This window comes from Paracraurococcus ruber (genome assembly GCF_004353985.1).
GTDB classification, from domain to species: Bacteria; Pseudomonadota; Alphaproteobacteria; order Acetobacterales; family Acetobacteraceae; genus Paracraurococcus; species Paracraurococcus ruber.
Genome location: NZ_SMOA01000037.1, coordinates 20,384 through 39,936, shown reverse-complemented (window position 1 = coordinate 39,936; position 19,553 = coordinate 20,384). Strand labels below are relative to the sequence as shown.

Here is a 19,553-nt window from a genome sequence, read left to right as displayed (position 1 = left end):
GCTCGGCCATGCCGGCCGGCCGCCGGGGTCGCGGACCGCTGCGCTCGGCCGCGCCGCAGCCGCCGCCCCTGGCGCGCGCCCGCCTCGCTCAGCCCAGCCTGGCCAGCGCCTGCGCGAGGTCGGCGATCAGGTCCGCCGGTTCCTCCAGCCCGATATGGATGCGGCACATCGGCCCGCCGAAATCGCCGCTGCCGGCCGTGCGCGTGATGTTGCCGGTGGTGGCGATGCACAGGCTCTCGAACCCGCCCCAGCTGGCGCCGATGCCGAAGAGCGTCAGCGCATCGATGAAGCGGTAGACATCCTCCAGCGCGAAGCGCGGCTGGAAGACCAGGCCGAAGAGGCTGCAGGCGCCGCTGAAGTCGCGCCGGAACAGGTCGTGCTGCGGATGCTCCGGCAGCGCCGGGTGCAGCACCCGCAGCACCTCCGGCCGGCCGCTCAGCCAGCGCGCGACCTCAAGCCCATGGCGTTCCTGCTGCTTCAGCCGCACCGCCATGGTGCGCACGCCGCGCAGCGCCAGCCAGCAATCATCGGGCGAGGCATATTGCCCGAGCTGCGAGGCGGCGCTGCGCAGCACGCGCCAGTCTTCCTCGTTGTTCACCGTCGCGCTGCCCAGCAGCACGTCGGAATGCCCACCGACATACTTGGTCAGCGCCTGGATCGAGACATCGACGCCCTTCTCGAAGGGCCGGAAGTGGTGGATGCCCCAGGTGTTGTCCATCATCACCTTGGCCCCGCTGGCGTGCGCGGCGCGGGCGATGGCGGGGATGTCCTGCAGTTCGAAGGTGTGGCTGCCGGGGCTCTCGGTATAGACCACCTTGGTGTTGGGGCGGATCAGCGCGGCCATCGCCGCCTCGTCCACCGTCGGGTCGTAATAGGTCGTCTCGACGCCCCAGCCCTTCAGCAGCCCGTCGCAGAGGTTGCGCGCCGGGCCATAGACGCTGTCCGGCATCAGGCAGTGGTCGCCGGATTTCAGCCAGGCCAGCAGCGGCACCGCGACGGCGGCGAGGCCGGTGCCGAGGATCAGGGCGCGGGTGCCGCCCTCGATCTCGGCGATCACGTCCTCCAGCGCGTAATGGGTCGGCCCGCCCTGCGTGCCGTAGGTCATGTACTGCTCGAGCCGGTGCTTCGCCGCGTCGCGCCGGGCCGCGCTGTTCGGGAACAGCACGGTGGAGCCGCGATGCACCGCCGGGTTGACGAAGCCGTGGATGCGCGTGCCGGCGCGGCCGGCATGGCTCATCCGCGTGGAGAAGCCGTAGGTCTTCTTGGGGAGCGAGTCGTCCGGCATCAGCTGTGCACCTTCGGCGTCTCGGGCCGCAGGGCCCATTCGGTCCAGGATCCGTCATACACCGCCGGCTCCGGGAAGCCGGCCCGCACCAGGCCGAGCGCCAGGGCGCAGGCGGTGACGCCGGAGCCGCAGGAGGTGACGACGGGCCGCTCGGCGGTCACTCCCGCGGCCTCGAACATCGCGCGCAGTTCGGCGGGGTTTTTCATCGCCAGGTCCGGCCCGACCAGGTCGGAGACCGGGACATTGGCGGCGCCCGGCATGTGGCCGGCGGGCAGGCCGGCGCGCGGCTCCGGCGCCGTGCCGTCGAAGCGGCCCTTGGCGCGGGCATCGAGGATCAGCTCGCTGCCACCCCCCTGCCGGACGATACGCTTGACGTCGCCGATGCCCCGCAGCCGCTCCGCCCGGAAGTCCGGGACGAAGCTCGCCGGCGCACGGGGCGGGGCATCGCCGGTCTCGACCGGGCGGCCCTCGCGCCGCCAGGTCGGCAGGCCGCCATCCAGCACCGCCACCGCGTCATGCCCGAACAGCCGCAGCATCCACCAGCCGCGGGCCGAGGCGCGAAGCCCGTGCTGGTCGTAGAACACCACGCGTGAGGCGTTGGAGAGGCCGAGGGCGCCCGCCAACTTCGCAAAGCGCGCCGGGGTCGGCACCATGTGCGGCAGGTCGCTGTCCGTGTCGGCGATGACGTCGATGTCGAAGAGCTGCGCGCCGGGAATATGCGCGGCGCGGAAGCCGTCATGCTTGTTGCCTGGCTCGCCGGGCAGGTAGGTGGAGCAGTCGAAGACCAGCAGGTCGGGCTTGCCGAGCTCCGCCGCCAGCCATCCGGTGGAGACCAGGTTGTCCATGCCGCTCACTCCCGTTCTGGGCCGGCGCCAGTGTCGCGCCCCATGTCGCGCCTCATGCCGCGCCCTCCGCCAGCACCAGGTACACGCGCCGGTTCTGCTTGCCCTTGTTCTCCAGCTTGGTGACCTCCAGCCGGCCGATCTCCGCCGTGCGGCGGACATGCGTGCCGCCGCAGGGCTGCAGGTCCACCGGCGCCTCCTCGGGCCCGATCCGCACCAGCCGCACCCGGCCGGCGCCACGCGGCGGCTGCACCGACAGCGTCCGCACCAGGCCGGGATTGGCGTCCAGCTCCTCCTCGGCGATCCAGCGCTCGCCCACCGCATGGTCGGCGGCGACCAGCGCGTTGAGCTGCCCGGTCAGCCAGTCCCTGGCCGGCGGCGCGGCCAGGTCGAAGTCGAGCCGCGAGCGGTCGGCGCCGATCTGCCCGCCGGTCACGCCCGCGCCGGGGATCAGGCTGCACAGCAGGTGCAAGGCGGTGTGCATGCGCATGTGCCGGTGGCGCAGGCCCCAGTCGAGCGCGGCGGTCACCTCGGCGCCCACCGGCGGCAGCGCCGCACCCTCGGCGGCCAGGTGCAGCACCGTGTCGTCGGGGCCCTTCACGGCCCTGGCCACCGCCATCTCCCCGACGCCATCCCCCTTGGGCCAGCGCAGCCAGCCGGCGTCGCCGGGCTGGCCGCCCGCCTGGGCGTAGAAGGGGGTGCGGTCCAGCAGCACGCCTTCCGGCCCGGCGGCCAGCACGCGCGCCGCCGCCTCCCGCGCATAGGCATCCTCGCGGTAGAGCAATTCCGTCGCCATCACGCCCATTCCTGCCGCAGCCGCGCTCGGTGGTGGCGCAGCCACCACAGGCACACCATCGCGGTCACGTTCCTGATCCGGTTGTCGTCCAGCATCGCGAAGGCCTGCTCCGCCGGCACCACCAGCACGCGGGTCTCCTCGTGCTCGGCCGCCAGCCCATGCGTCCCCGCCTCACCCGGCTGCGGCAGGCGCACGCGGGCGGCGTAGTAGTGCATGGTCTCGTCGCAGCCGCCCTGCATCAGCATGGTCTCGCAGATCAGCTCGAAGCGGTCGGGCCGCAGCGCCGTCTCCTCCAGCGTCTCGCGCCGCGCCACCGCCTCGGGCGTCTCGCCCGGCTCCCGCAGCCCGGCCGGGCATTCGACCATGATGGGGTCGAGCCCGGCGGCCAGCGCCGGCAGGCGGAACTGCTCGATCAGCGCGACCGCGTCGGCGACGGGGTCATAGGGCAGCACGGCGACGCCGGCATGGCGGCGCCACAGCTCCCAGACCAGCTCGCCGGACTGCGATCCGTCGAAGCGGGTATAGGTGAAGCGCACGCGCTGCAGCGGGAAGCGGCCGTCCCAGACCACCTCGTCCTCCAGCACCGTAACGCCGGGATGCGCCGGGATGGGCGGCGCCTTGGCTGGTCTGGCCTTCATGCGGCGGCGACCCTAGCCTTGCCCCCCAACGCCGTCCATGGACCCAGGAATGCCCGAAGCACCCGCCCCGGCCGCCTCCGCGCCGGCGATGCCGCCTGCCGACCAGGCCCGGAGGGCCGCCACGCGGCGGCGGGCGGTGCTGATGGTGATGGGGGCGGCGGGCATCTTCGCGGTGGCCGGGGCCTTCGTGAAGGCGCTGGGCGGGGAGGTGCCGCTGGCCCAGGTGGTGCTGTGCCGCAACCTCTTCGCCATCCCGGCCCTGCTGCCGCTGCTGTGGCAGGCCGGCGGGGTACGGGCGCTGCGCACGCGCAACCCGGGCCTGCACGGGCTGCGCCTGATCGGCGGGCTGCTGGGCATGGTGGGCACCTTCTACGGGCTGACGGTGCTGCCGATCGCCACCGTCACCGCGCTCGGCTTCACCATGCCGCTGTTCCTGACGCTTCTGTCCATCCCGCTGCTGGGCGAGCGGGTCGGGCCGCGGCGCGGCCTGGCGGTGCTGGCGGGCTTCGGCGGCGTGCTGCTGATGACGCTGCCGACCGGGGCGGCGGGCGGCAGCCTGTCCGGCCTCGGCGCCGTATTGCTGGGCGCGCTGGGCTGGGCGCTGGCGATGATCTCCATCCGCCGCATGGGCGATGCCGGGGAGGCGAATGTCACCATCGTGCTGTGGTTCGCCTTCGGCGCCACGCTGCTCTCGGCGCTGGCGGCCATCCCGGTCTGGGTCCCGCCGACGCCCGGGCAATGGGCGCTGCTGGCCGGGATCGGCCTGGTCTCGGCGGTGGCGCAGCTGATGATGACGGATGCCTATCGGCGCGGCGAGGCGACGCTGCTGGCGCCCTTCGAATACTCGGCGATCCTCTGGACCACCGCGCTCGGCGTGCTGGTCTGGGCGGAGCTGCCGGATGGCTGGGACCTGGCTGGCATGGCGGTGCTGGTCGGCAGCGGCCTATATATCTGGCACCGCGAGGTCACGCTGGGCCTGAGGCGCTGAACGCCCACCGGTCCGGGCCGGGTGGCGGCCCGGACCGGTGGGGTGGGGGGAGGGCGGTGCCCTCCCCAATTCTACCGCCGCCGCGCCGGCGTCCGCGGCGGCGGGGCCGGCGGCGCGGGCGGGGCCGGCGGCGGCGTATACTGCACGTTGACCATCACGCGCAGCGCCGGATTGCCCGGCAGGAAACGCACGGTGAAGCGGTCCTCGCCGCCGAAGCCGGCATCCGGGATGTAGTCGACGCGGGTGGCATCGCCGACCTTGCGGACATGCACGCGGCCATGCTCCGGCCGGCCGACCAGCAGCCCGGCGTCGTAGGGCTTGCCGGACAGCGCGACCGTGATGCCGCACCAGCCGCCGTCGTTCTTCACCGTCATCGCCGCCTCGGCCTGCTGGCCGGCCGCCAGCGCGACGGAGCGCGGCGCCTCGCAGACCGACGCGGCGCCCTGCGTGTCGGCGTAGTAGACGCGGGCGCCGGCGGGGCCGGCCGCCTGCTGCGGCTGCTGGCAGCCGGCCAGCGCGGCGAGGGCCCCGGTGGCGACAATGGCGCGGCGGATCATCGGGCGGGGCTCCGGCGGGCGGCGGCGGGGGTGGCGCGGTGCGGCGCGGCGGCCTGGCCGCCCGGGCAGGCGGTGACGCCGGAGGCGAGCAGGTCCTTGGTCGCGGCATAGGCGGGCAGGTCCGTCACGCCCTGCAGCGCCATCACCTCGTCGAACAGCCCGCTGTTGCGCGGGCAGAAATCGCTGCCGAGCTGGCGGGCGTTGTTGGACCGGGCGTTCGCCAGCTCGGTGATGAAGATGTCCTGCTGCCGCTGGCCGCCGCGGCCATGCGAGCGGGTGAAATACTGGCCGAGGGCGCGGTTGGAGGCGACCAGCGCCTGCTGGTACCGGCGCACGAAGTCGTTGTAGCGATCCTCGGTATTGCCCTTGCAGGTGGTCGCCACGACCATCAGCTCGGTCTTCAGCGCCTCGACCTCGAAGACCGCCTGGTCGGTTTCGTTCGAGCAGCGCGGCACCGCGAGGGCCGGCTGGGCGAGCAGGGCCGCCGCGGTGGCGAGCGCGGCGACCCGCCGCGCGCGGGCCGCGGCCCGCCGGGGCTGATTGGGTGGTGTCGTCATCATCGTGGCCCTTCCTGGCAGTGGCTGGACGCCCTGGCCGTCTCCGGTCCGGGGGCGTTGCCGCCGCTCCGGGGCGCTCTTTCAGCACAGGCCGGGCGCGCGGGCGATAGGCCGCGCAGGGGGTGGCAGCGGGAATTCGCCGGGTTGCCGCCCGGGGTTCCCGACCGGAATCGAGGCGGGGCAGGCACTTGGCCCGTCGCGGTGAGATCATGCCGGATGCGCATCATGATGCTGCCCCGAAATATGGCCGCGCGGCCGGTCTCTCCCGGCAATCCGCATCCGCCGGATGGGCTTGCGGGCCGCGGGCCGCGGCGGCGACATCACAGGGCTGCGCGCGAGTCGCGGCGAGGAGCGGCGGAGGAGGAGAGACGGGCATGCGACGGCTGGTCCTGCTGGCGCCGTTGCTGCTGGCCGCCTGCGGCACCGGGCGTACGCCGCGGTCGGGCAGCGCCGCAGCGGGGCCGGGCACCTGGTCCTGCGTGCCCTATGCCCGGGCGCGGTCCGGCATCGCGTTGCGCGGCGATGCCTGGCAGTGGTGGGAGGCGGCGGCGGGCCGCTATGCCCGCGGCCGGGCGCCGCGCCCGGGCAGCGTGCTGGTGCTGATGCGCACCTCACGGCTGCCGCAGGGGCATGTCGCGGTGGTCACCCGCTTGGTCTCGGCCCGGGAGATCCGGGTGGACCATGCCAACTGGGCCTCCGGCCGCGAAAAGGGGCAGGAAGCGCGGGACCAGCCGGTGCAGGACATCTCGCCTGACAATGACTGGTCGCTCCTGCGGATCTGGTATCCCCGCCGCGGCGATTACGGGGCGAGCGCCTGGCCGGCCTATGGCTTCGTGCATCCGGTGGCCGCCTGACCGCCACGGCCCCGGATGACGACGCATCGGCGCTGGTCCCGCAGCTTGGGGGCCGCGCAGCGCCTTCGCCGGGCCCCGCAGGGGCCGTGCCGGCCGAAGGCGACCGGCGGTGGCCCTGGTTCGGGCACTGTGCTGCCTGATATCGACGGCATGAATGCTCCGGTCATGCCGAGCGCCGCGGCCCATGCCGCGTCGCCGGGGTTTGCGGCGCAGGCCGCCCGGCGATCAAGGGGCCGTTGATCGGCCAGGATCAACGGCCGTCAGCATCAGCGTTCCAGCAGCACCTCGACCCGCCGGTTTTTCTGCCGGCCATCCGGGTTGTCACGCCCGTCCAGCGTGTTCGGGGCCACCGGATCGCTCTCGCCCTTGCCCTCCACCCGCAGCGGCGGCAGGCCGCCGCCGCCTTCGGTCGCCAGCCAGCGCTGCACCGATTCCGCCCGGCGCAGCGACAGCTGCCGGTTGTAGGCGTCGGAGCCGAGGGAATCCGTGTAGCCCGCGACCGTGACGGCGCGCGGAGTCCGCTGGCGGATGACGTCCACGACGCGGCCCAGCGCCTCCGCCGCCTCGGGCCGCAGCTCGGCCTTGTCGAAGTCGAACAGCACGTCGTTCTGCACGGTCAGGGTGGTGCCGCGCGGCGTCTCCCGCTCCACCACCACATTGGCGCCCTGGACCTGGAAGGCGCCGCCGCGCGGCACCTCCACCACCCGCCCATCCGGGGTGGTGACGGTGGCGCCCTTGGGCTCCGGCGGCGGCTGCTCCACCGTGACGGCGCCGGTGGCGCGCTCCTGCGCCGCCAGCGGCGGCGGCAGCAACAGGGCCAGGAGAAGCAAGGGACGGGCTGCGCGCATGCGGGAACCTCGGGGGGGGGTGGCGTTCGCCTGCCGCAACGCAACTCCGGCCGGAACGATGCGCCGTTCCGCCAGCTGTGAGCCGGATCAATGGACCCGCAAGGGCGTTCGGGTAGCCGCTGCACCGCAGCATTCACGGCTTGAGGACGACGACCCATGGACTCCATCCCGCCGCAGCTTCCCGTGCGGAGCAAGGTGACGGTCACCGCCATCCCCGGCGACGGCATCGGGCCGGAGGTGATGCGCGCCACCCAGCAGGTCCTGGCGGCCGCCGACGCCCAGGTGGAATGGGAGGAGGCGCTGGCCGGGGCGGAGGCCTTCCGCCGCGGCATTGCCTCCGGCGCGCCACGGGAGACGCTGGACAGCATCGCCCGCACCGGCGTGGCGCTGAAGGGCCCGCTGGAGACGCCGGTGGGTCATGGCGAGAAATCCGCCAATGTCGCGCTGCGCAAGACCTTCGAGATGTACGGCAATGTCCGCCCGGTGCGGGAACTGCCGGGCATCCGCACCCCCTTCTCCGGCCGCGGCATCGACTTCGTCGTGGTGCGCGAGAATGTCGAGGATGTCTATGCCGGCATCGAGCACATGCAGACGCCCGGCGTCGCGCAATGCCTGAAGATCATCACCGAGGTCGGCTGCGAGCGGATCCTGCGCCTGGCCGCGGCGGTGGCGGAGGCCGAGGGGCGGCGGAAGGTCACCGTCGCCACCAAGGCCAACATCATGAAGCTGACCGAGGGGATGCTGAAGCGCGTCGGCGAGCAGGTGCTGGCGGAGTACCCGTCGCTCAGCAACGAACACATGATCGTCGACAACTGCGCCCACCAGATGGTCATCCGCCCCGAGCAGTTCGACGTCGCCGTCATGACCAACATGAACGGCGACATCCTCTCGGACCTGGCGGCGGGGCTGGTCGGCGGCCTGGGCGTCGCGCCCTCTGCCAACCTGGGCGACGGGGTGGCGATGTTCGAAGCGGTGCATGGCTCGGCGCCGCAGATCGCCGGCAAGGGCATCGCCAACCCGACGGCCCTGCTGCTCTCGGCATTGATGATGCTGCGTCATGTCGGCGACTTCGCCACCGCGCGGCGGATCGAGCATGCGCTGTATGTGACGCTGGAGGAGGGCAGGGACCTGACCGGCGACATCGCGCGCGAGGCCGAGGGCGTGCCGACCCAGCAATTCGTCGACCGGGTCATCGCCAATCTGGGCCGCGAGAGCGCGCTGGTGCCGGCGCGCGAATACCGGCCGATCGCGCTGAAGCGCTGGCCGCAGATCACCTGGTACCGCGCCGCCAGCACGCGCGAGCTGGTCGGCGTGGACGTCTTCGTCGAGAGCGAGCGCGACCCGCGCGCCATCTCCATCACCCTGCAGGCGGCGGCCGAGGGCAGCGCCTTCGACCTGGCGATGATCGGCAGCCGCGGCGCCCAGGTCTGGCCGGAGGTGGCGGGCCACACCTTCCTGGTGGACCATTTCCGCGCCCGCTTCATGTTCAGAGAGCCGCCGAAGGGCAACGGCATCGCCGAGATCACCGACCTGCTGCAGCGGATTGGCCGGCAGCACAACTGGATGCATATCGAGAAGCTGCAGCGCTTCGACGGCGCGGACGCCTACAGCAAGGCGTGACACCGGTGCGCAGGGCTGGCGTGGCGGCTGCACGCCGAACCCGATGATCATGCCGGACAGCATTCATGCTGGCCGGCATGTGTCCTCAGCCCAGCGGCATCCGATAGGCGATGCCGCTGCGTGGCCGGCCCTGCAGGCCCTGGCGTTCGTAGAAGCGCTGGGCGGCCGCGTTGTCGGTACGGGCGGCCACGCGGAGATCGGCGCAGCCCCAGGCCCGGCCCTGCTCGGCCGCGGCCTGCAGCAGTGCGCGGCCGATCCCCCGCCCGCGCACCGCCGGCGCGACATAGAGGTGTTCCAGGATCACCGAGGTCTCGCCGGTCTGCACCGGGAAGAAGCGGAACAGCACGGCATAGCCGAGCGGGCCGCCATCCTCCTCGGCGAGCAGAACGGCAAGCCAGGCCGCGGCCTGGGGCGCGAAGAGATGGCGGCCAAGCGCGTCCGGCGTCGCCTCCGCCACCTCCCCGTGATGGGCGGCCAGCGCCGCGACCATGCCGGCCAGCGCCGGCAGGTCGGCCGGCGCAACGGGCCGGATGCGCGCTGTCACGCTCGGACGAGCGGGCAGCCCCCTTCCGACAGCGGCCGGAAGGCCTGCTCCGCCGGCACGGTCCCCGCCAGGGTGTAGACATCACCCGGGTAGCGGTTCTCCCCCGGCTTCTTCACTTGCAGCAGGTAGCTGGGATGGATCTTCCGCCCGTCCTCCCGGATGGTGCCGCGCCCGAAGGCGTCGTCATCGGTCGGCATGCGCTTCATCAGCGCCACCACCTCCCGCCCGCTCGCCTTGGCGCGCGCCGGGCCCAGTTCCTTCACCGCCTTCAGGTAGTGCAGCACGCCCGAATAGTTGGCGGCGTGGACATAGTTGGGGAAGACGCCGGCCGGCAGCTTCTGCTGCACGCGCCGGGTGAAGGCGCGGGTGCGGTCGTCGAGGTCCCACCAGAAGGTCTCGGCGATGTACATGCCCTGCATGGTCTCGAGCCCCGCCGCGAGCACGCCGGTGATGGACCCGATGATGGCGGCGAATTTCATCCCCGACCGGCCGAGGCCGAATTCCTGCGCCTGCTTGACGCAGTTCACCAGGTCGTCGCCGGCCATGGCGAGGCCGAGCACCTTGGCGCGCGAGGCCCGCGCCTGCAGCAGGAAGGCGGAGAAATCCGTGGTCTGCGGGAAGGGATAGCGGGAAGCACCGAGCAGCCGGCCGCCCGCGGCCTCGACGAAGCGGGTGGTGTCGCGCTCGATCGCATGGCCGAAGGCGTAGTCGGCGGTGATGAAGTACCAGGTGTCGCCGCCGGCCCTGGTCAGCGCGGTGCCGGAGGTGTTGGACAGGCACCAGGTGTCGTAGGACCAGTGGATGCTGTTCGGCGTGCAGGACTTCGCCGTGAGCTCCGAGGTGCCGGCGGACGCATTCAGATGGATGCGGTCCTTCTCGACGCAGACGGGATTGATGCCGAGCGCGATGGCGCTGTTGCCGACATCCGTCACCACATCGACGCCGCGCTGGTCGAACCACTGCCGCACGGTGTTGACGCCGATATCCGGCTTGTTCTGGTGGTCGGCGGTGATGATCTCGACGCGGATCGCGGGGTTCTGCGCGGTGAACTCCTCCACCGCCTGCCGGACGCAGGCGACCGAGGTCGGGCCGGTGACGTCGCGATAGGGGCCGGAGAGGTCGGTCAGGACGCCGATGCGGATGGTCTCGCTGGCCTGGGCGCGGGCATTGCCGAAGCCGAGGACGGGCATGGCGGCGGTCGCGCCGAGCACGGCGCGGCGGGTGAGATGCATGGACGGGCTCCCCTGGACGATCTTGGGGGCGGCACAGCGGCGCCGCCGCAGGTCGAAGCCTAGCAGGCTAACGGAAGCGGTCGGAAGCCCGCCCCATCTGGTGCAAAAGACGGCAACTGGACGACGCTTCAGATCAATTATTGATCAATCGAACCGTATTGCCCAATGCTGCGGCAATGCCTAGCCTCTCGCCGCCGCGATCCGGAGGGAGACCCCGCCCATGTCCGCAGCCCTGTCCCGCCGCGCCCTGCTTGGCGGCGTCGGCGCCACCGCCGCCCTTCCCTGGGACCTCGCCCTCGCCCAGGGCGCCAGCGGCACGCTCCGCGTCGGCATGACCGCCTCCGCCGTCCCGCTCGCCAATGGCGTGCCGGACCAGGGGGCGGAAGGCCATCGCTTCATGGGCATCACGCTGTTCGACCAGCTGGTGCACTGGGACCTGTCCAGCGCCGAGAAGCCCGCCACCCTCCGTCCCGGCCTCGCCACCGCCTGGAAGCCCGACCCGGCCGACCCGAAGCGCTGGATCTTCACCCTGCGCCAGGGCGTGCGCTTCCATGACGGCAAGCCCTTCACCGCCGAGGATGTCGTCTTCTCCTTCGACCGGCTGGTGAAGAACGACCACCCGGCCTTCGATGCCCGCGGCTCGGCCATCAGCCGGTCCCGCTTCTTCACCGTCGCCTCCTACCGGGCCGACGGGCCGCATACGCTGATCATCGACTGCAACCGGGTGGATGCGCTGCTGCCCTATCTGCTGGTCTGGGTCGGCATCACACACCAGGGCGCCTGGGAGGCCGCCGGGCGCAACTGGGATACGTTCATGACCAAGGCCATCGGCACCGGCCCCTGGAAGCTGGAGCAGTTCAGCATCCGCGAGCGCTGCGTGATGGTCCGCAACCCGGACTACTGGGATGCCGAACGCATTCCGCGGGCCGAGCGGCTGGTGCTGCTCCCGCTCGCCGAGCCGAATACCCGCGTCGCCGCCCTGCGCGCCGGCCAGGTGGATTTCATCGAGGCGCCGCCGCCCGACGCCCTTCCCACGCTGCGCCAGGCCGGATTCCGAATCGCCAGCAACCTCTACCCGCACAACTGGATGTATTTCCTGTCCTATGTGGAGGGTTCGCCCTGGCGCGACCCGCGCATCCGGCGCGCGGCCAACCTGGGCATCGACCGCGCCGGCATGAAGCAGCTGCTGGGCGGGATGATGAGCGAGGGCGCCGGCCTGCTCTATGAAGGGCATCCCTGGTACGGCACGCCGGAGCACAAGCCGCGCTTCGACCCGAATGCCGCGCGGAAGCTGCTGGCCGAGGCCGGCTTCACCCCACGCAACCCGCTCCGCACCAAGGTCGCCATCTCGCCCAGCGGGTCCGGCCAGATGCAGCCGCTGCCGATGAACGAATACGTCCAGCAGAGCCTGAAGGAGGTCGGCATCGATCTGGCCTTCGAGGTGATGGACTGGAACACGCTGCTGACCCAGCTGCGGGAGGGCGCCTGGATGCCCGGCGCGCGCGGCTGCCACGCCATCAACGCGTCCTGGAATGCGCAGGACCCCTATGTTGGCTTCATCCGGCCGCTGCACAGCGCCTTCGCGCCGCCGGTCGCCTTCAACTGGGGCAGGCATGCGGATCCGCAGGCGGATGCGCTGATGGACGCGTTGCTGGAGGAGTTCGACGAGGAGAAGCAGGCGATCCTGATGCGCCGGCTGCATGCCCGGCTGGTGGACCAGGATGCCTGCATCTTCATCGCGCATGACCTCAACCCGCGGGCGATGAGCCCGAAGGTGCAGGGCTTCGTGCAGGCGCAGTCCTGGCTGCAGGACCTGGCGCCGATCCGCATGGGATGACGGAGAACCAGGCCGGATCGTGCGAGGGCAGCCATGCCCGAGCGCGTGAATCCGGCCTGCCCAACCAAGACCAGACCGGGGGCTTCACGACATGAGCTTCACCATCGGCCGCCGCGGCCTGCTGGGCGGCGCCGCCGCCGCGGCGGTGCTGCCCTATGACCTCGCGCTAGCCCAGGGCGGGCCGAACACCACGCTGCGCGTCGGCATGACCGCCTCGGCGGTGCCGCTGTCCAACGGCGTGCCGGACCAGGGGGCGGAGGGCCACCGCTTCATGGGCATCACCATCTACGACCAGCTGACCAGCTGGGACCTGACGACGTCCGACAAGCCGGTCGCGCTGCGCCCCGCGCTGGCGACGTCCTGGCGGACCGATCCGGCGAACCCGCGCCGCTGGATCGTCACCCTGCGGGACGGCGTCAAATTCCACGACGGCAAGGTCATGACCGTCGAGGACGTGGTTTTCTCCTACAACCGCGCGCTCAAGTCCGATGCACCGGAATTCGACCCGCGCGCCGCCGCCTTCGCCCGCATCCGCATGCCGACGGTGGTCGGCTGGCGCGCCGAGGGGCCGAACACCTTCGTCATCGAGACGAACCGGGTGGACAGCACCATCCCCTACACCATGACCTGGATCGGCATCACCCATCAGGGCGCCTGGGAGGCTGCGGGCAGGAACTGGGACAACTACATGCAGCGCCCGGTCGGCACCGGGCCCTGGCGGCTGGAGAGCTTCTCCATCCGCGAACGCGCCGTGCTGGTCCGCAACCCGGACCACTGGGATGCGACGCGCATCCCGAAGACCGGCCGCGTGGTGCTGGTGCCGCTGCCGGAAGCCAATACCCGCGTCGCCGCGCTGCGCAGCGGCCAGGTGGATTTCATCGAGGCGCCGCCGCCCGACGCCATCCCCAGCCTCCGCCAGGCCGGCTTCCAGGTGATCACCAACCAGTACCCGCACAACTGGACCTGGCACCTCTCCTTCGCCGAGGGCTCGCCCTGGCGCGACGCGCGCATCCGCAAGGCGGCGAACCTGGCGGTGGACCGCCAGGGCATGGCGACGATGCTGGGCGGCACCATGCTGCCCGGCGCCGGCCTGCTGCCGCCCGGCCACCAGTGGTATGGCCAGCCCAAGGACCCCGTACGCTACGACCCCGCCGCGGCCCGCCGCCTGATGCAGGAGGCCGGTTTCGGCCCGCGCAACCCGCTGCGCACCAGGGTCGCCATCTCCCCCAGCGGGTCGGGCCAGATGCAGCCGCTGCCGATGAACGAGGCGGTGCAGCAGAACCTGAAGGAGATCGGCATCGAGGTCACCTTCGAGGTCATCGAGTGGAACGCCCTGCTGGGGATCTGGCGGGAAGGGGCCAAGGCGCCGTCGAACCGCGGCGTCTCGGCCGTGAACATCTCCTACGCCGCGCTCGACCCCTTCCTGGCGATGATCCGCTTCCTGAAGTCGGACCTGGTGCCGCCGCTGGCCAACAACTGGGGCTATTTCGCCGATGCCGACTACGACGCGCTGATGGGCAAGATCTACGAGACCTTCGAGCCCGCGGCGCAGGACAGGCTGGTGGCGGAGCTGCACGCCAAGATCGTGGACGACTCGCTGTTCATATTCATCGCGCATGACCTCAACCCGCGGGCGATGAGCCGGAATGTCCGCGGCTTCGTGCAGGCGCAGTCCTGGTTCCAGGACCTGACGCCGATCAGCATGAACTGACGCCGGATGCACTGATACCGGCCGGGCGCGCCGGGCGGCCGCCCGTGGGATCCCGGCCCGGGGCTTGCTTCGCCCTCTCCGCAAGACCTGCGGAGAGGGAGAGTCACATCGTGCAAACCGGCTTCGGACGGCGCGGCCTGCTCGGCGGCGCGGGCGGCATCTTGGCCTCGGCCGCCCTGCCATGGGACCTGGCGCTTGCCCAAGGCCTGGGCACGCTGCGCGTCGGAATGACAGCCGCGGCGGTGCCGCTGACCAACGGCGTCCCGGACCAGGGCGCCGAGGGCCATCGCTTCATGGGCATCACCCTCTACGACCAGCTTATCCATTGGGACCTGTCGAAGTCGGATGCGCCGGCCACGCTGGTCCCCGGCCTGGCGACCGCCTGGACGGTGGACCCGGCCAACCCGCGCCGCTGGACCTTCACCCTGCGGGACGGGGTGAAATTCCATGACGGGAAGCCGCTGACGGCGCAGGACGTGGTCTTCTCCTTCGACCGCGTGCTCAAGACCGACGCGCCGCATTTCGACCGCAGCGCCGCCGCCTTCGGCCGCGTCCGCATCCCGACCATCGCCAGCTACGAGGCGCCGGACGACAAGACCTTCGTGGTCGAGACCCGCACCGTGGACAGCACCGTGCCCTATGGCGTCAGCTGGATCGGCATCGTCCACCAGGCGGCCTGGGAGGCCGCGGGTCGGAACTGGGACAACTACATGCCGAAGGCGGTCGGCACCGGCCCCTGGAAGCTGGAGTCCTGGTCCATCCGCGAACGCGCCGTGCTGGTCCGCAACCCGGACTACTGGGATGCGAAGCGCGTGCCGAAATGCGAGCGGCTGGTCCTGCTGCCCCTGTCGGAGCCGAACACCCGAGTCGCCGCGCTGCGCAGCAACCAGGTGGACTGGATCGAGGCGCCGTCGCCCGATGCCGTGCCGAGCCTGCGCCAGGCCGGCTTCACCATCGTCACCAACCAGTACCCGCACAACTGGACCTGGCAATTCGCGACCGCCGAGGGCTCGCCCTGGCGCGATGCCCGGATCCGCCGCGGCGCCAACCTGGCGATCGACCGCGCCGCCATGAAGGGCATGCTGGGCGGCCTGATGGACGAGGGCGCCGGGATGCTGCCGCAGGGCCATCCCTGGAACAACGTGCCGCGCTTCCGCTGGGCCTTCGACCAGGCCGCCGCCCGCCGGCTGCTGGCCGAGGCCGGCGTGACCCCCCGGACGCCGCTCCGCACCAAGATCGGCATTAGCGTCAGCGGGTCCGGCCAGATGCAGCCGATGGCGATGAACGAGGCCGTGCAGCAGATGCTGAAGGAGGTCGGCATCGAGATCGAGTTCGAGGTCTTCGAGTGGAACACCCTGCTCTCGATCTGGCGGGATGGCTGGAAGGCGCCGTCCAACCGCGGGATCACCGGGATCAACATCAGCTTCACCGCCATCGACCCCTTCACCGCGCTGATCCGCTTCCTGCGCAGCGACCTGGCGCCGCCGGCGGGGAACAACTGGGGCGGCTTCGCCAACCCGGACTACGACGCGCTGATCGGCAGGATCCTGTCGGAATTCGACCCGGCCGCGCAGGACCGGCTGGTCTCCGAACTGCATGCGAAGGTGGTGGAGGACGCGCTCTTCCTCTTCGTCGCGCATGACCTGAACCCGCGGGCGATGCACCGGCGGGTGCAGGGCTTCGTCCAGGCGCGGTCGTGGTTCCAGGACCTGACGCCGGTGCGCGTCGGCAGCTAGAGGAGGGAGGCTCTGCCTCCCCCGCGCTCCCACCGCCAAGGGCCGAATGGCCCTTGGAACCCTCGAGTCAGGCGGTCGCCGTGCGGATCTGCGCGGCGCGGGCGCGGGTCTGCGCGTCGATCTTCCGCCAATGGTACAGGATGATGCCGATGCCGGTGGTCAGCGGGATGGCCCACATCACCGGGTTCAACGCCAGTTCCGGGATGATCCTCACCGACCCGAACGCCATGAACGCGGTGTAGACGGAGATGCCGCCGCCGACCAAGGCCTTCAGGTGTTCCTTCAGCCAGTCCATCGGCCCAGGGTTCGGCTTGTAGAGGAACCAGAGATTGGTCAGCCCCGTCGCCACGCCGACGACGGAAATGCCCATCATCAGCGGCATGTCGATCAGCCAGCCCTGCAGCGCGCAATTCAGCGCCGCCAGGATCACCAGGGGCTGCAGCAGCAGATTGCGCCACTCCCGGTTCCGCTCCCGCCGCCGGCCATTCTTGACCGCTAGCCAGCCATACCAGGCGAGGTTGATGGTCAGCACGCCCATATGCAGCATCATCCAGCCGAAGATGCCGCGGATGAAATCCGCGTCGAACCGCCCGACCAGGTGCGGATGCGTCTCCATCGGGTGGACCAGCGTGAAGACGCTCATGCACACGGCCAGAGAGCCCGTGATCAGCATCGCCTTGGTGAAGACCCGGCCCCAGCGCCGGTGCTTCTCGCCGCCCTTCTTCCCGACCACCGGCACCCAGAAGGCGATCGCCCCGGTCACGCCGGTGACGATATGCGCGGCGACCAGGCACTCGAAGAGCAGGTACTCCATGGCCGCGTCCCAGGCAGGATGCCGCCGGGGGCGCAGGGCCCGGCCTTCCGGGGCCGCTCCGACGGTTGCCCGACAATGGCACCTGACATAGCCTAGTGTAAAGCAAGCGGAACGCCGGCCCGCGCCGCGGCGTGCTTGCGGCAGGAGGTCCAGGCCCGGTGTACATCCCCCCGCGCCCGCATTCCCGCTCCGCCCTCATGGCCCTGATCCGGGTGGCGCTGCGGGGCGACGGCAACCTGCTGGCCCTGCTGCCCGCCGCGGCCTACCGGATGGAGATAGGCCCGCTCGGCTGGTCGCGGCGCCAGACGCTGATCGTGAACCGGCCCGACCTGGTGAAGCACGTCCTGCTCGACCCGCAGGAGATCTTCCCGAAATCGGACCTCATGGTGAATGCGCTGGAGCCGCTGATCGGCGACAGCATTTTCGTGAGCTCCGGCGAGACCTGGCGGCGCCAGCGGGCGATGATCGACCCGTCGCTGACCCTGATGCGGGTGAACCGTGCCTTCCCCGACATGGAGGCCGGGTGCGCCGCGGCCGAGGCGACGCTCGCCGAACGCGCCGATCGCGGCGAGCGCTTCTCGCTCGACCTGACCATGTCCCACCTGACCGCGGACATCATCTGCCGGACCGTCTTCTCCAACGGGCTGGAGCACAAGGCGGCCCACGATGTGTTCGATGCGTTCACCGTGTTCGAGCGCAGCGTGGCACAAGTCGAGATCCGCCGCCTGATCATGGACCGCGCCTGGACCCGCATCCCGCAGAAGGCGGATGTGCTGGAGGCCTGCCGGCTGATCCGCGGCCATCTCGGCGACCTGCTGGACGGCCACCTGGCGGCCGGCGCCCGCTTCGACGACATCGCCTCCAAGGTGATCGAGGCGCGCGACGGCGAAGGCCGCGCCTTCACGCGGGAGGAGCTGATCGACCAGCTCGGCGTGCTGTTCCTGGCGGGGCACGAGACCAGCGCCAGCGCGCTGACCTGGGTCTTCTACATCCTGGCGACCCAGCCCGCCCTGGTCGCCCGGCTGCGGGCGGAGGTCGCGGAGGTGACCGGCGGCGGCCCGGTGGAGTTCGAGCACACCAAGCGCCTGACATTCATCCGCAACATCTTCCGCGAGACGCTGCGGCTGTATCCGCCCATCACCTTCCTGCCGCGCATCGCCAATGAGGCGACGGAGCTGGGCGGCACGAAGGTGCGGCGCGGCGCGCTGATCATGGTCGCACCCTGGGTGCTGCACCGCCACCGCGGCTACTGGAAGGATCCGGACGTCTTCGACCCCGACCGCTTCCTGCCGGAACGGGAGAAGGACCAGACGCCGGGCGCCTACATCCCCTTCGGGATCGGCCCGCGCATCTGCGCCGGCGCCGCCTTCGCCACCATCGAGGCGGTGCTGCTGGTCGCCCGGCTGTTCCGGGAATTCGACTTCCATGTGGAGGCGCCGGGGCGCGTGCAGCCCGCCGCCCGCCTGACCACGCGGCCGGTGGAGCAGGTGACGTGCCGCGTCGCCCGGGCGGCGCGGTGAATACGGTTCTCCTCACGCTCGGGCGGCTGCCGAAGGCGCTCGACCTCGCCCGCAGCTTTGCCCGCGCCGGGTGGCGCGTGGTGGTGGCGGAGCCGCATCGCCGCACCTTGACCGGTCTCTCGCGCAGCGTGGCGCGCAGCCTGCGGGTGACGCCGCCGGCCGAGGACCGGCAGGCCTATCTGCGCGACCTGGCGCGCGTGGTCCGAGAGGAGGGGGTCTCGCTGGTCGTGCCGGTCTCGGAGGAGGCGATGCATGTCGCCTTCCTCCGCCCGCTGCTGCCGGCGGGCGTGCGGCTGCTGGCCATGCCGCCCGAGACCATGCTGCGGCTGCACGACAAGCACGGCTTCGCCCTCCAGGCGGCCGAGGCCGGGCTGACGGTGCCGGAGACCTGGGCGCTGGACGACCCGCGCGCCCGCCGGCTGGCGGATGCGGCCGATGTCGTCGTCAAGCCGCTGCATTCCTGTTCCGGCCGCGGGGTGCGGCGCATCCCGCGCGGCGCCCCGCTGCCCATGGGCGAGGCCGCCATCGTCCAGCGCCTGGTGCAGGGCGTGGAGCACAGCAGTTGCAGCCTGGCCTGCGACGGCGTGGTGCAGGGCACGGCGGTCTATCGCGGCACGCTCATGTCCGGCAGCGTGGCCGTCGGCTTCGAGCGGGTGGACCACCCGGCGATCGAGACCTGGATCGCCCGCTTCGTCGCCGCCACGCGCTGGACCGGCTTCATCGCCTTCGATCTGATTGTCGATGAGGCCGGCACGCCCTGGGGCATCGAGTGCAACCCGCGCACCACCAGCGGCCTGCATTTCTTCGCCCAGGACGACCTGGCGCCCGCGGTGCTCGACCCCGCGCAGCCGCTGCGGCATCGGCCGGAACGCCGGCTGCAGCAATTCTGGTCCTGCCTGACCGAGACGCAGCACAGTTTCGGCGACTGGCCGCGCTTCCGCGCCAACCTCGCCCACCTCTTCGGCACCCGCGACGTCACCTGGCAGGCGCGCGATCCGCTGCCGCTGCTCACCATGCCCTGGACCGCCTGGCCGATCATCGCCGAAGCCAAGCGGCGGGGCGTGCCCTTCGGGGAGGTGGCGACGCTGGATGTCGGCTGGTCGGAGCCGGGGGAGGCGACCAGGCCGGTGCCGGTACCGGCGCCGCTGGTGCCGGCGGGGATGCGCTGACGGCA

General features: G+C 71.6%; 18 protein-coding genes. 8 read left to right on the top strand and 10 right to left on the bottom strand.

The features are described from left to right. Nucleotides 1-88: 88 nt before the first annotated feature. The 4 genes from metC to E2C05_RS09860 are packed head-to-tail and all read right to left on the bottom strand — an operon-like array spanning nucleotide 89 to nucleotide 3,561. Complete coding sequence (metC, locus tag E2C05_RS09875) at nucleotides 89-1,285, bottom strand: cystathionine beta-lyase (protein WP_133219450.1); 1,197 nt, start codon at nucleotides 1,283-1,285, stop codon at nucleotides 89-91. Then, entirely contained in the window at nucleotides 1,285-2,130 is an 846-nt protein-coding gene (locus tag E2C05_RS09870) for a sulfurtransferase (protein ID WP_133219449.1), read from the bottom strand. The genes metC and E2C05_RS09870 overlap by 1 nt, the downstream gene beginning before the upstream one ends. Nucleotides 2,131-2,182: 52 nt before the next feature. Next, nucleotides 2,183-2,923 carry an alanyl-tRNA editing protein gene (locus E2C05_RS09865; RefSeq protein ID WP_192912444.1) on the bottom strand — a complete coding sequence of 247 codons (741 nt, stop codon included), beginning with the start codon at nucleotides 2,921-2,923 and terminating at the stop codon, nucleotides 2,183-2,185. Continuing rightward, entirely contained in the window at nucleotides 2,923-3,561 is a 639-nt protein-coding gene (locus E2C05_RS09860) for an NUDIX domain-containing protein (protein ID WP_133219447.1), read from the bottom strand. Before E2C05_RS09860 ends, E2C05_RS09865 begins: the two co-directional genes overlap by 1 nt. A gap of 88 nt (nucleotides 3,562-3,649) precedes the next feature. Between E2C05_RS09860 and E2C05_RS09855 the strand changes: the two genes are divergently transcribed. Beyond that, entirely contained in the window at nucleotides 3,650-4,549 is a 900-nt protein-coding gene (locus tag E2C05_RS09855) for a DMT family transporter (RefSeq protein ID WP_133219454.1), read from the top strand. Nucleotides 4,550-4,620: 71 nt separating this feature from the next. Here E2C05_RS09855 and E2C05_RS09850 read toward each other — a convergent pair whose 3' ends face one another. Beyond that, a complete protein-coding gene (locus tag E2C05_RS09850; protein WP_133219446.1) occupies nucleotides 4,621-5,106 on the bottom strand; it encodes a hypothetical protein in 486 nt (161 codons plus the stop codon). Further along, nucleotides 5,103-5,663 carry a hypothetical protein gene (locus E2C05_RS09845; protein WP_133219445.1) on the bottom strand — a complete coding sequence of 187 codons (561 nt, stop codon included), beginning with the start codon at nucleotides 5,661-5,663 and terminating at the stop codon, nucleotides 5,103-5,105. Before E2C05_RS09845 ends, E2C05_RS09850 begins: the two co-directional genes overlap by 4 nt. A gap of 374 nt (nucleotides 5,664-6,037) precedes the next feature. Between E2C05_RS09845 and E2C05_RS09840 the strand changes: the two genes are divergently transcribed. Then, complete coding sequence (locus E2C05_RS09840; protein ID WP_133219444.1) at nucleotides 6,038-6,517, top strand: CHAP domain-containing protein; 480 nt, start codon at nucleotides 6,038-6,040, stop codon at nucleotides 6,515-6,517. A gap of 266 nt (nucleotides 6,518-6,783) precedes the next feature. On the opposite strand, the gene E2C05_RS09835 is transcribed toward E2C05_RS09840, so the two are convergent. After that, nucleotides 6,784-7,365, bottom strand: a complete 582-nt coding sequence (locus tag E2C05_RS09835; RefSeq protein WP_133219443.1) for an OmpA family protein — start codon at nucleotides 7,363-7,365, stop codon at nucleotides 6,784-6,786. 156 nt (nucleotides 7,366-7,521) lie between these two features. Here E2C05_RS09835 and E2C05_RS09830 point away from each other — a divergent pair, with 156 nt between their 5' ends. Next, a complete protein-coding gene (locus tag E2C05_RS09830) occupies nucleotides 7,522-8,985 on the top strand; it encodes an NADP-dependent isocitrate dehydrogenase (RefSeq protein ID WP_133219442.1) in 1,464 nt (487 codons plus the stop codon). Between the two features lie 85 nt (nucleotides 8,986-9,070). Here E2C05_RS09830 and E2C05_RS09825 read toward each other — a convergent pair whose 3' ends face one another. Further along, on the bottom strand, nucleotides 9,071-9,529 hold the full coding sequence (locus E2C05_RS09825; protein ID WP_133219441.1) for a GNAT family N-acetyltransferase: 459 nt from the start codon (nucleotides 9,527-9,529) through the stop codon (nucleotides 9,071-9,073). Beyond that, on the bottom strand, nucleotides 9,526-10,761 hold the full coding sequence (locus E2C05_RS09820; RefSeq protein ID WP_133219440.1) for an ABC transporter substrate-binding protein: 1,236 nt from the start codon (nucleotides 10,759-10,761) through the stop codon (nucleotides 9,526-9,528). Before E2C05_RS09820 ends, E2C05_RS09825 begins: the two co-directional genes overlap by 4 nt. Before the next feature lie 220 nt (nucleotides 10,762-10,981). Here E2C05_RS09820 and E2C05_RS09815 point away from each other — a divergent pair, with 220 nt between their 5' ends. From E2C05_RS09815 to E2C05_RS09805, 3 genes are all read left to right on the top strand, one after another. Next, on the top strand, nucleotides 10,982-12,598 hold the full coding sequence (locus E2C05_RS09815) for an ABC transporter substrate-binding protein (RefSeq protein WP_133219439.1): 1,617 nt from the start codon (nucleotides 10,982-10,984) through the stop codon (nucleotides 12,596-12,598). Nucleotides 12,599-12,689: 91 nt separating this feature from the next. Further along, on the top strand, nucleotides 12,690-14,309 hold the full coding sequence (locus E2C05_RS09810; RefSeq protein ID WP_133219438.1) for an ABC transporter substrate-binding protein: 1,620 nt from the start codon (nucleotides 12,690-12,692) through the stop codon (nucleotides 14,307-14,309). A gap of 110 nt (nucleotides 14,310-14,419) precedes the next feature. Continuing rightward, the gene (locus E2C05_RS09805; protein ID WP_240046685.1) at nucleotides 14,420-16,045 is read left to right on the top strand and encodes an ABC transporter substrate-binding protein; all 1,626 of its coding nucleotides are present in this window, start codon (nucleotides 14,420-14,422) and stop codon (nucleotides 16,043-16,045) included. Nucleotides 16,046-16,112: 67 nt separating this feature from the next. Here the strand turns inward: E2C05_RS09805 and E2C05_RS09800 are convergent, their stop codons facing one another. Next, nucleotides 16,113-16,859, bottom strand: a complete 747-nt coding sequence (locus tag E2C05_RS09800) for a hypothetical protein (protein ID WP_133219437.1) — start codon at nucleotides 16,857-16,859, stop codon at nucleotides 16,113-16,115. 158 nt (nucleotides 16,860-17,017) lie between these two features. On the opposite strand from E2C05_RS09800, the gene E2C05_RS09795 reads away from it, so the two are divergent. Both E2C05_RS09795 and E2C05_RS09790 read left to right on the top strand, forming a co-directional pair. After that, nucleotides 17,018-18,379, top strand: a complete 1,362-nt coding sequence (locus tag E2C05_RS09795) for a cytochrome P450 (protein ID WP_200305422.1) — start codon at nucleotides 17,018-17,020, stop codon at nucleotides 18,377-18,379. Further along, a complete protein-coding gene (locus E2C05_RS09790) occupies nucleotides 18,352-19,548 on the top strand; it encodes an ATP-grasp domain-containing protein (protein ID WP_133219435.1) in 1,197 nt (398 codons plus the stop codon). The genes E2C05_RS09795 and E2C05_RS09790 overlap by 28 nt, the downstream gene beginning before the upstream one ends. Nucleotides 19,549-19,553 lie beyond the last annotated feature (5 nt).

What these genes read in the sequence shown, in the direction of transcription:
- metC (WP_133219450.1), bottom strand. Translation starts at nt 1,285, where the DNA reads ATGCCGGACGACTCGCTCCCCAAGAAGACCTACGGCTTCTCCACGCGG.
- E2C05_RS09855 (WP_133219454.1), top strand. Translation starts at nt 3,650, where the DNA reads ATGCCGCCTGCCGACCAGGCCCGGAGGGCCGCCACGCGGCGGCGGGCG.
- E2C05_RS09835 (WP_133219443.1), bottom strand. Translation starts at nt 7,365, where the DNA reads ATGCGCGCAGCCCGTCCCTTGCTTCTCCTGGCCCTGTTGCTGCCGCCG.
- E2C05_RS09845 (WP_133219445.1), bottom strand. Translation starts at nt 5,663, where the DNA reads ATGACGACACCACCCAATCAGCCCCGGCGGGCCGCGGCCCGCGCGCGG.
- E2C05_RS09810 (WP_133219438.1), top strand. Translation starts at nt 12,690, where the DNA reads ATGAGCTTCACCATCGGCCGCCGCGGCCTGCTGGGCGGCGCCGCCGCC.
- E2C05_RS09830 (WP_133219442.1), top strand. Translation starts at nt 7,522, where the DNA reads ATGGACTCCATCCCGCCGCAGCTTCCCGTGCGGAGCAAGGTGACGGTC.
- E2C05_RS09815 (WP_133219439.1), top strand. Translation starts at nt 10,982, where the DNA reads ATGTCCGCAGCCCTGTCCCGCCGCGCCCTGCTTGGCGGCGTCGGCGCC.
- E2C05_RS09870 (WP_133219449.1), bottom strand. Translation starts at nt 2,130, where the DNA reads ATGGACAACCTGGTCTCCACCGGATGGCTGGCGGCGGAGCTCGGCAAG.
- E2C05_RS09800 (WP_133219437.1), bottom strand. Translation starts at nt 16,859, where the DNA reads ATGGAGTACCTGCTCTTCGAGTGCCTGGTCGCCGCGCATATCGTCACC.
- E2C05_RS09820 (WP_133219440.1), bottom strand. Translation starts at nt 10,761, where the DNA reads ATGCATCTCACCCGCCGCGCCGTGCTCGGCGCGACCGCCGCCATGCCC.
- E2C05_RS09865 (WP_192912444.1), bottom strand. Translation starts at nt 2,923, where the DNA reads ATGGCGACGGAATTGCTCTACCGCGAGGATGCCTATGCGCGGGAGGCG.
- E2C05_RS09840 (WP_133219444.1), top strand. Translation starts at nt 6,038, where the DNA reads ATGCGACGGCTGGTCCTGCTGGCGCCGTTGCTGCTGGCCGCCTGCGGC.
- E2C05_RS09860 (WP_133219447.1), bottom strand. Translation starts at nt 3,561, where the DNA reads ATGAAGGCCAGACCAGCCAAGGCGCCGCCCATCCCGGCGCATCCCGGC.
- E2C05_RS09850 (WP_133219446.1), bottom strand. Translation starts at nt 5,106, where the DNA reads ATGATCCGCCGCGCCATTGTCGCCACCGGGGCCCTCGCCGCGCTGGCC.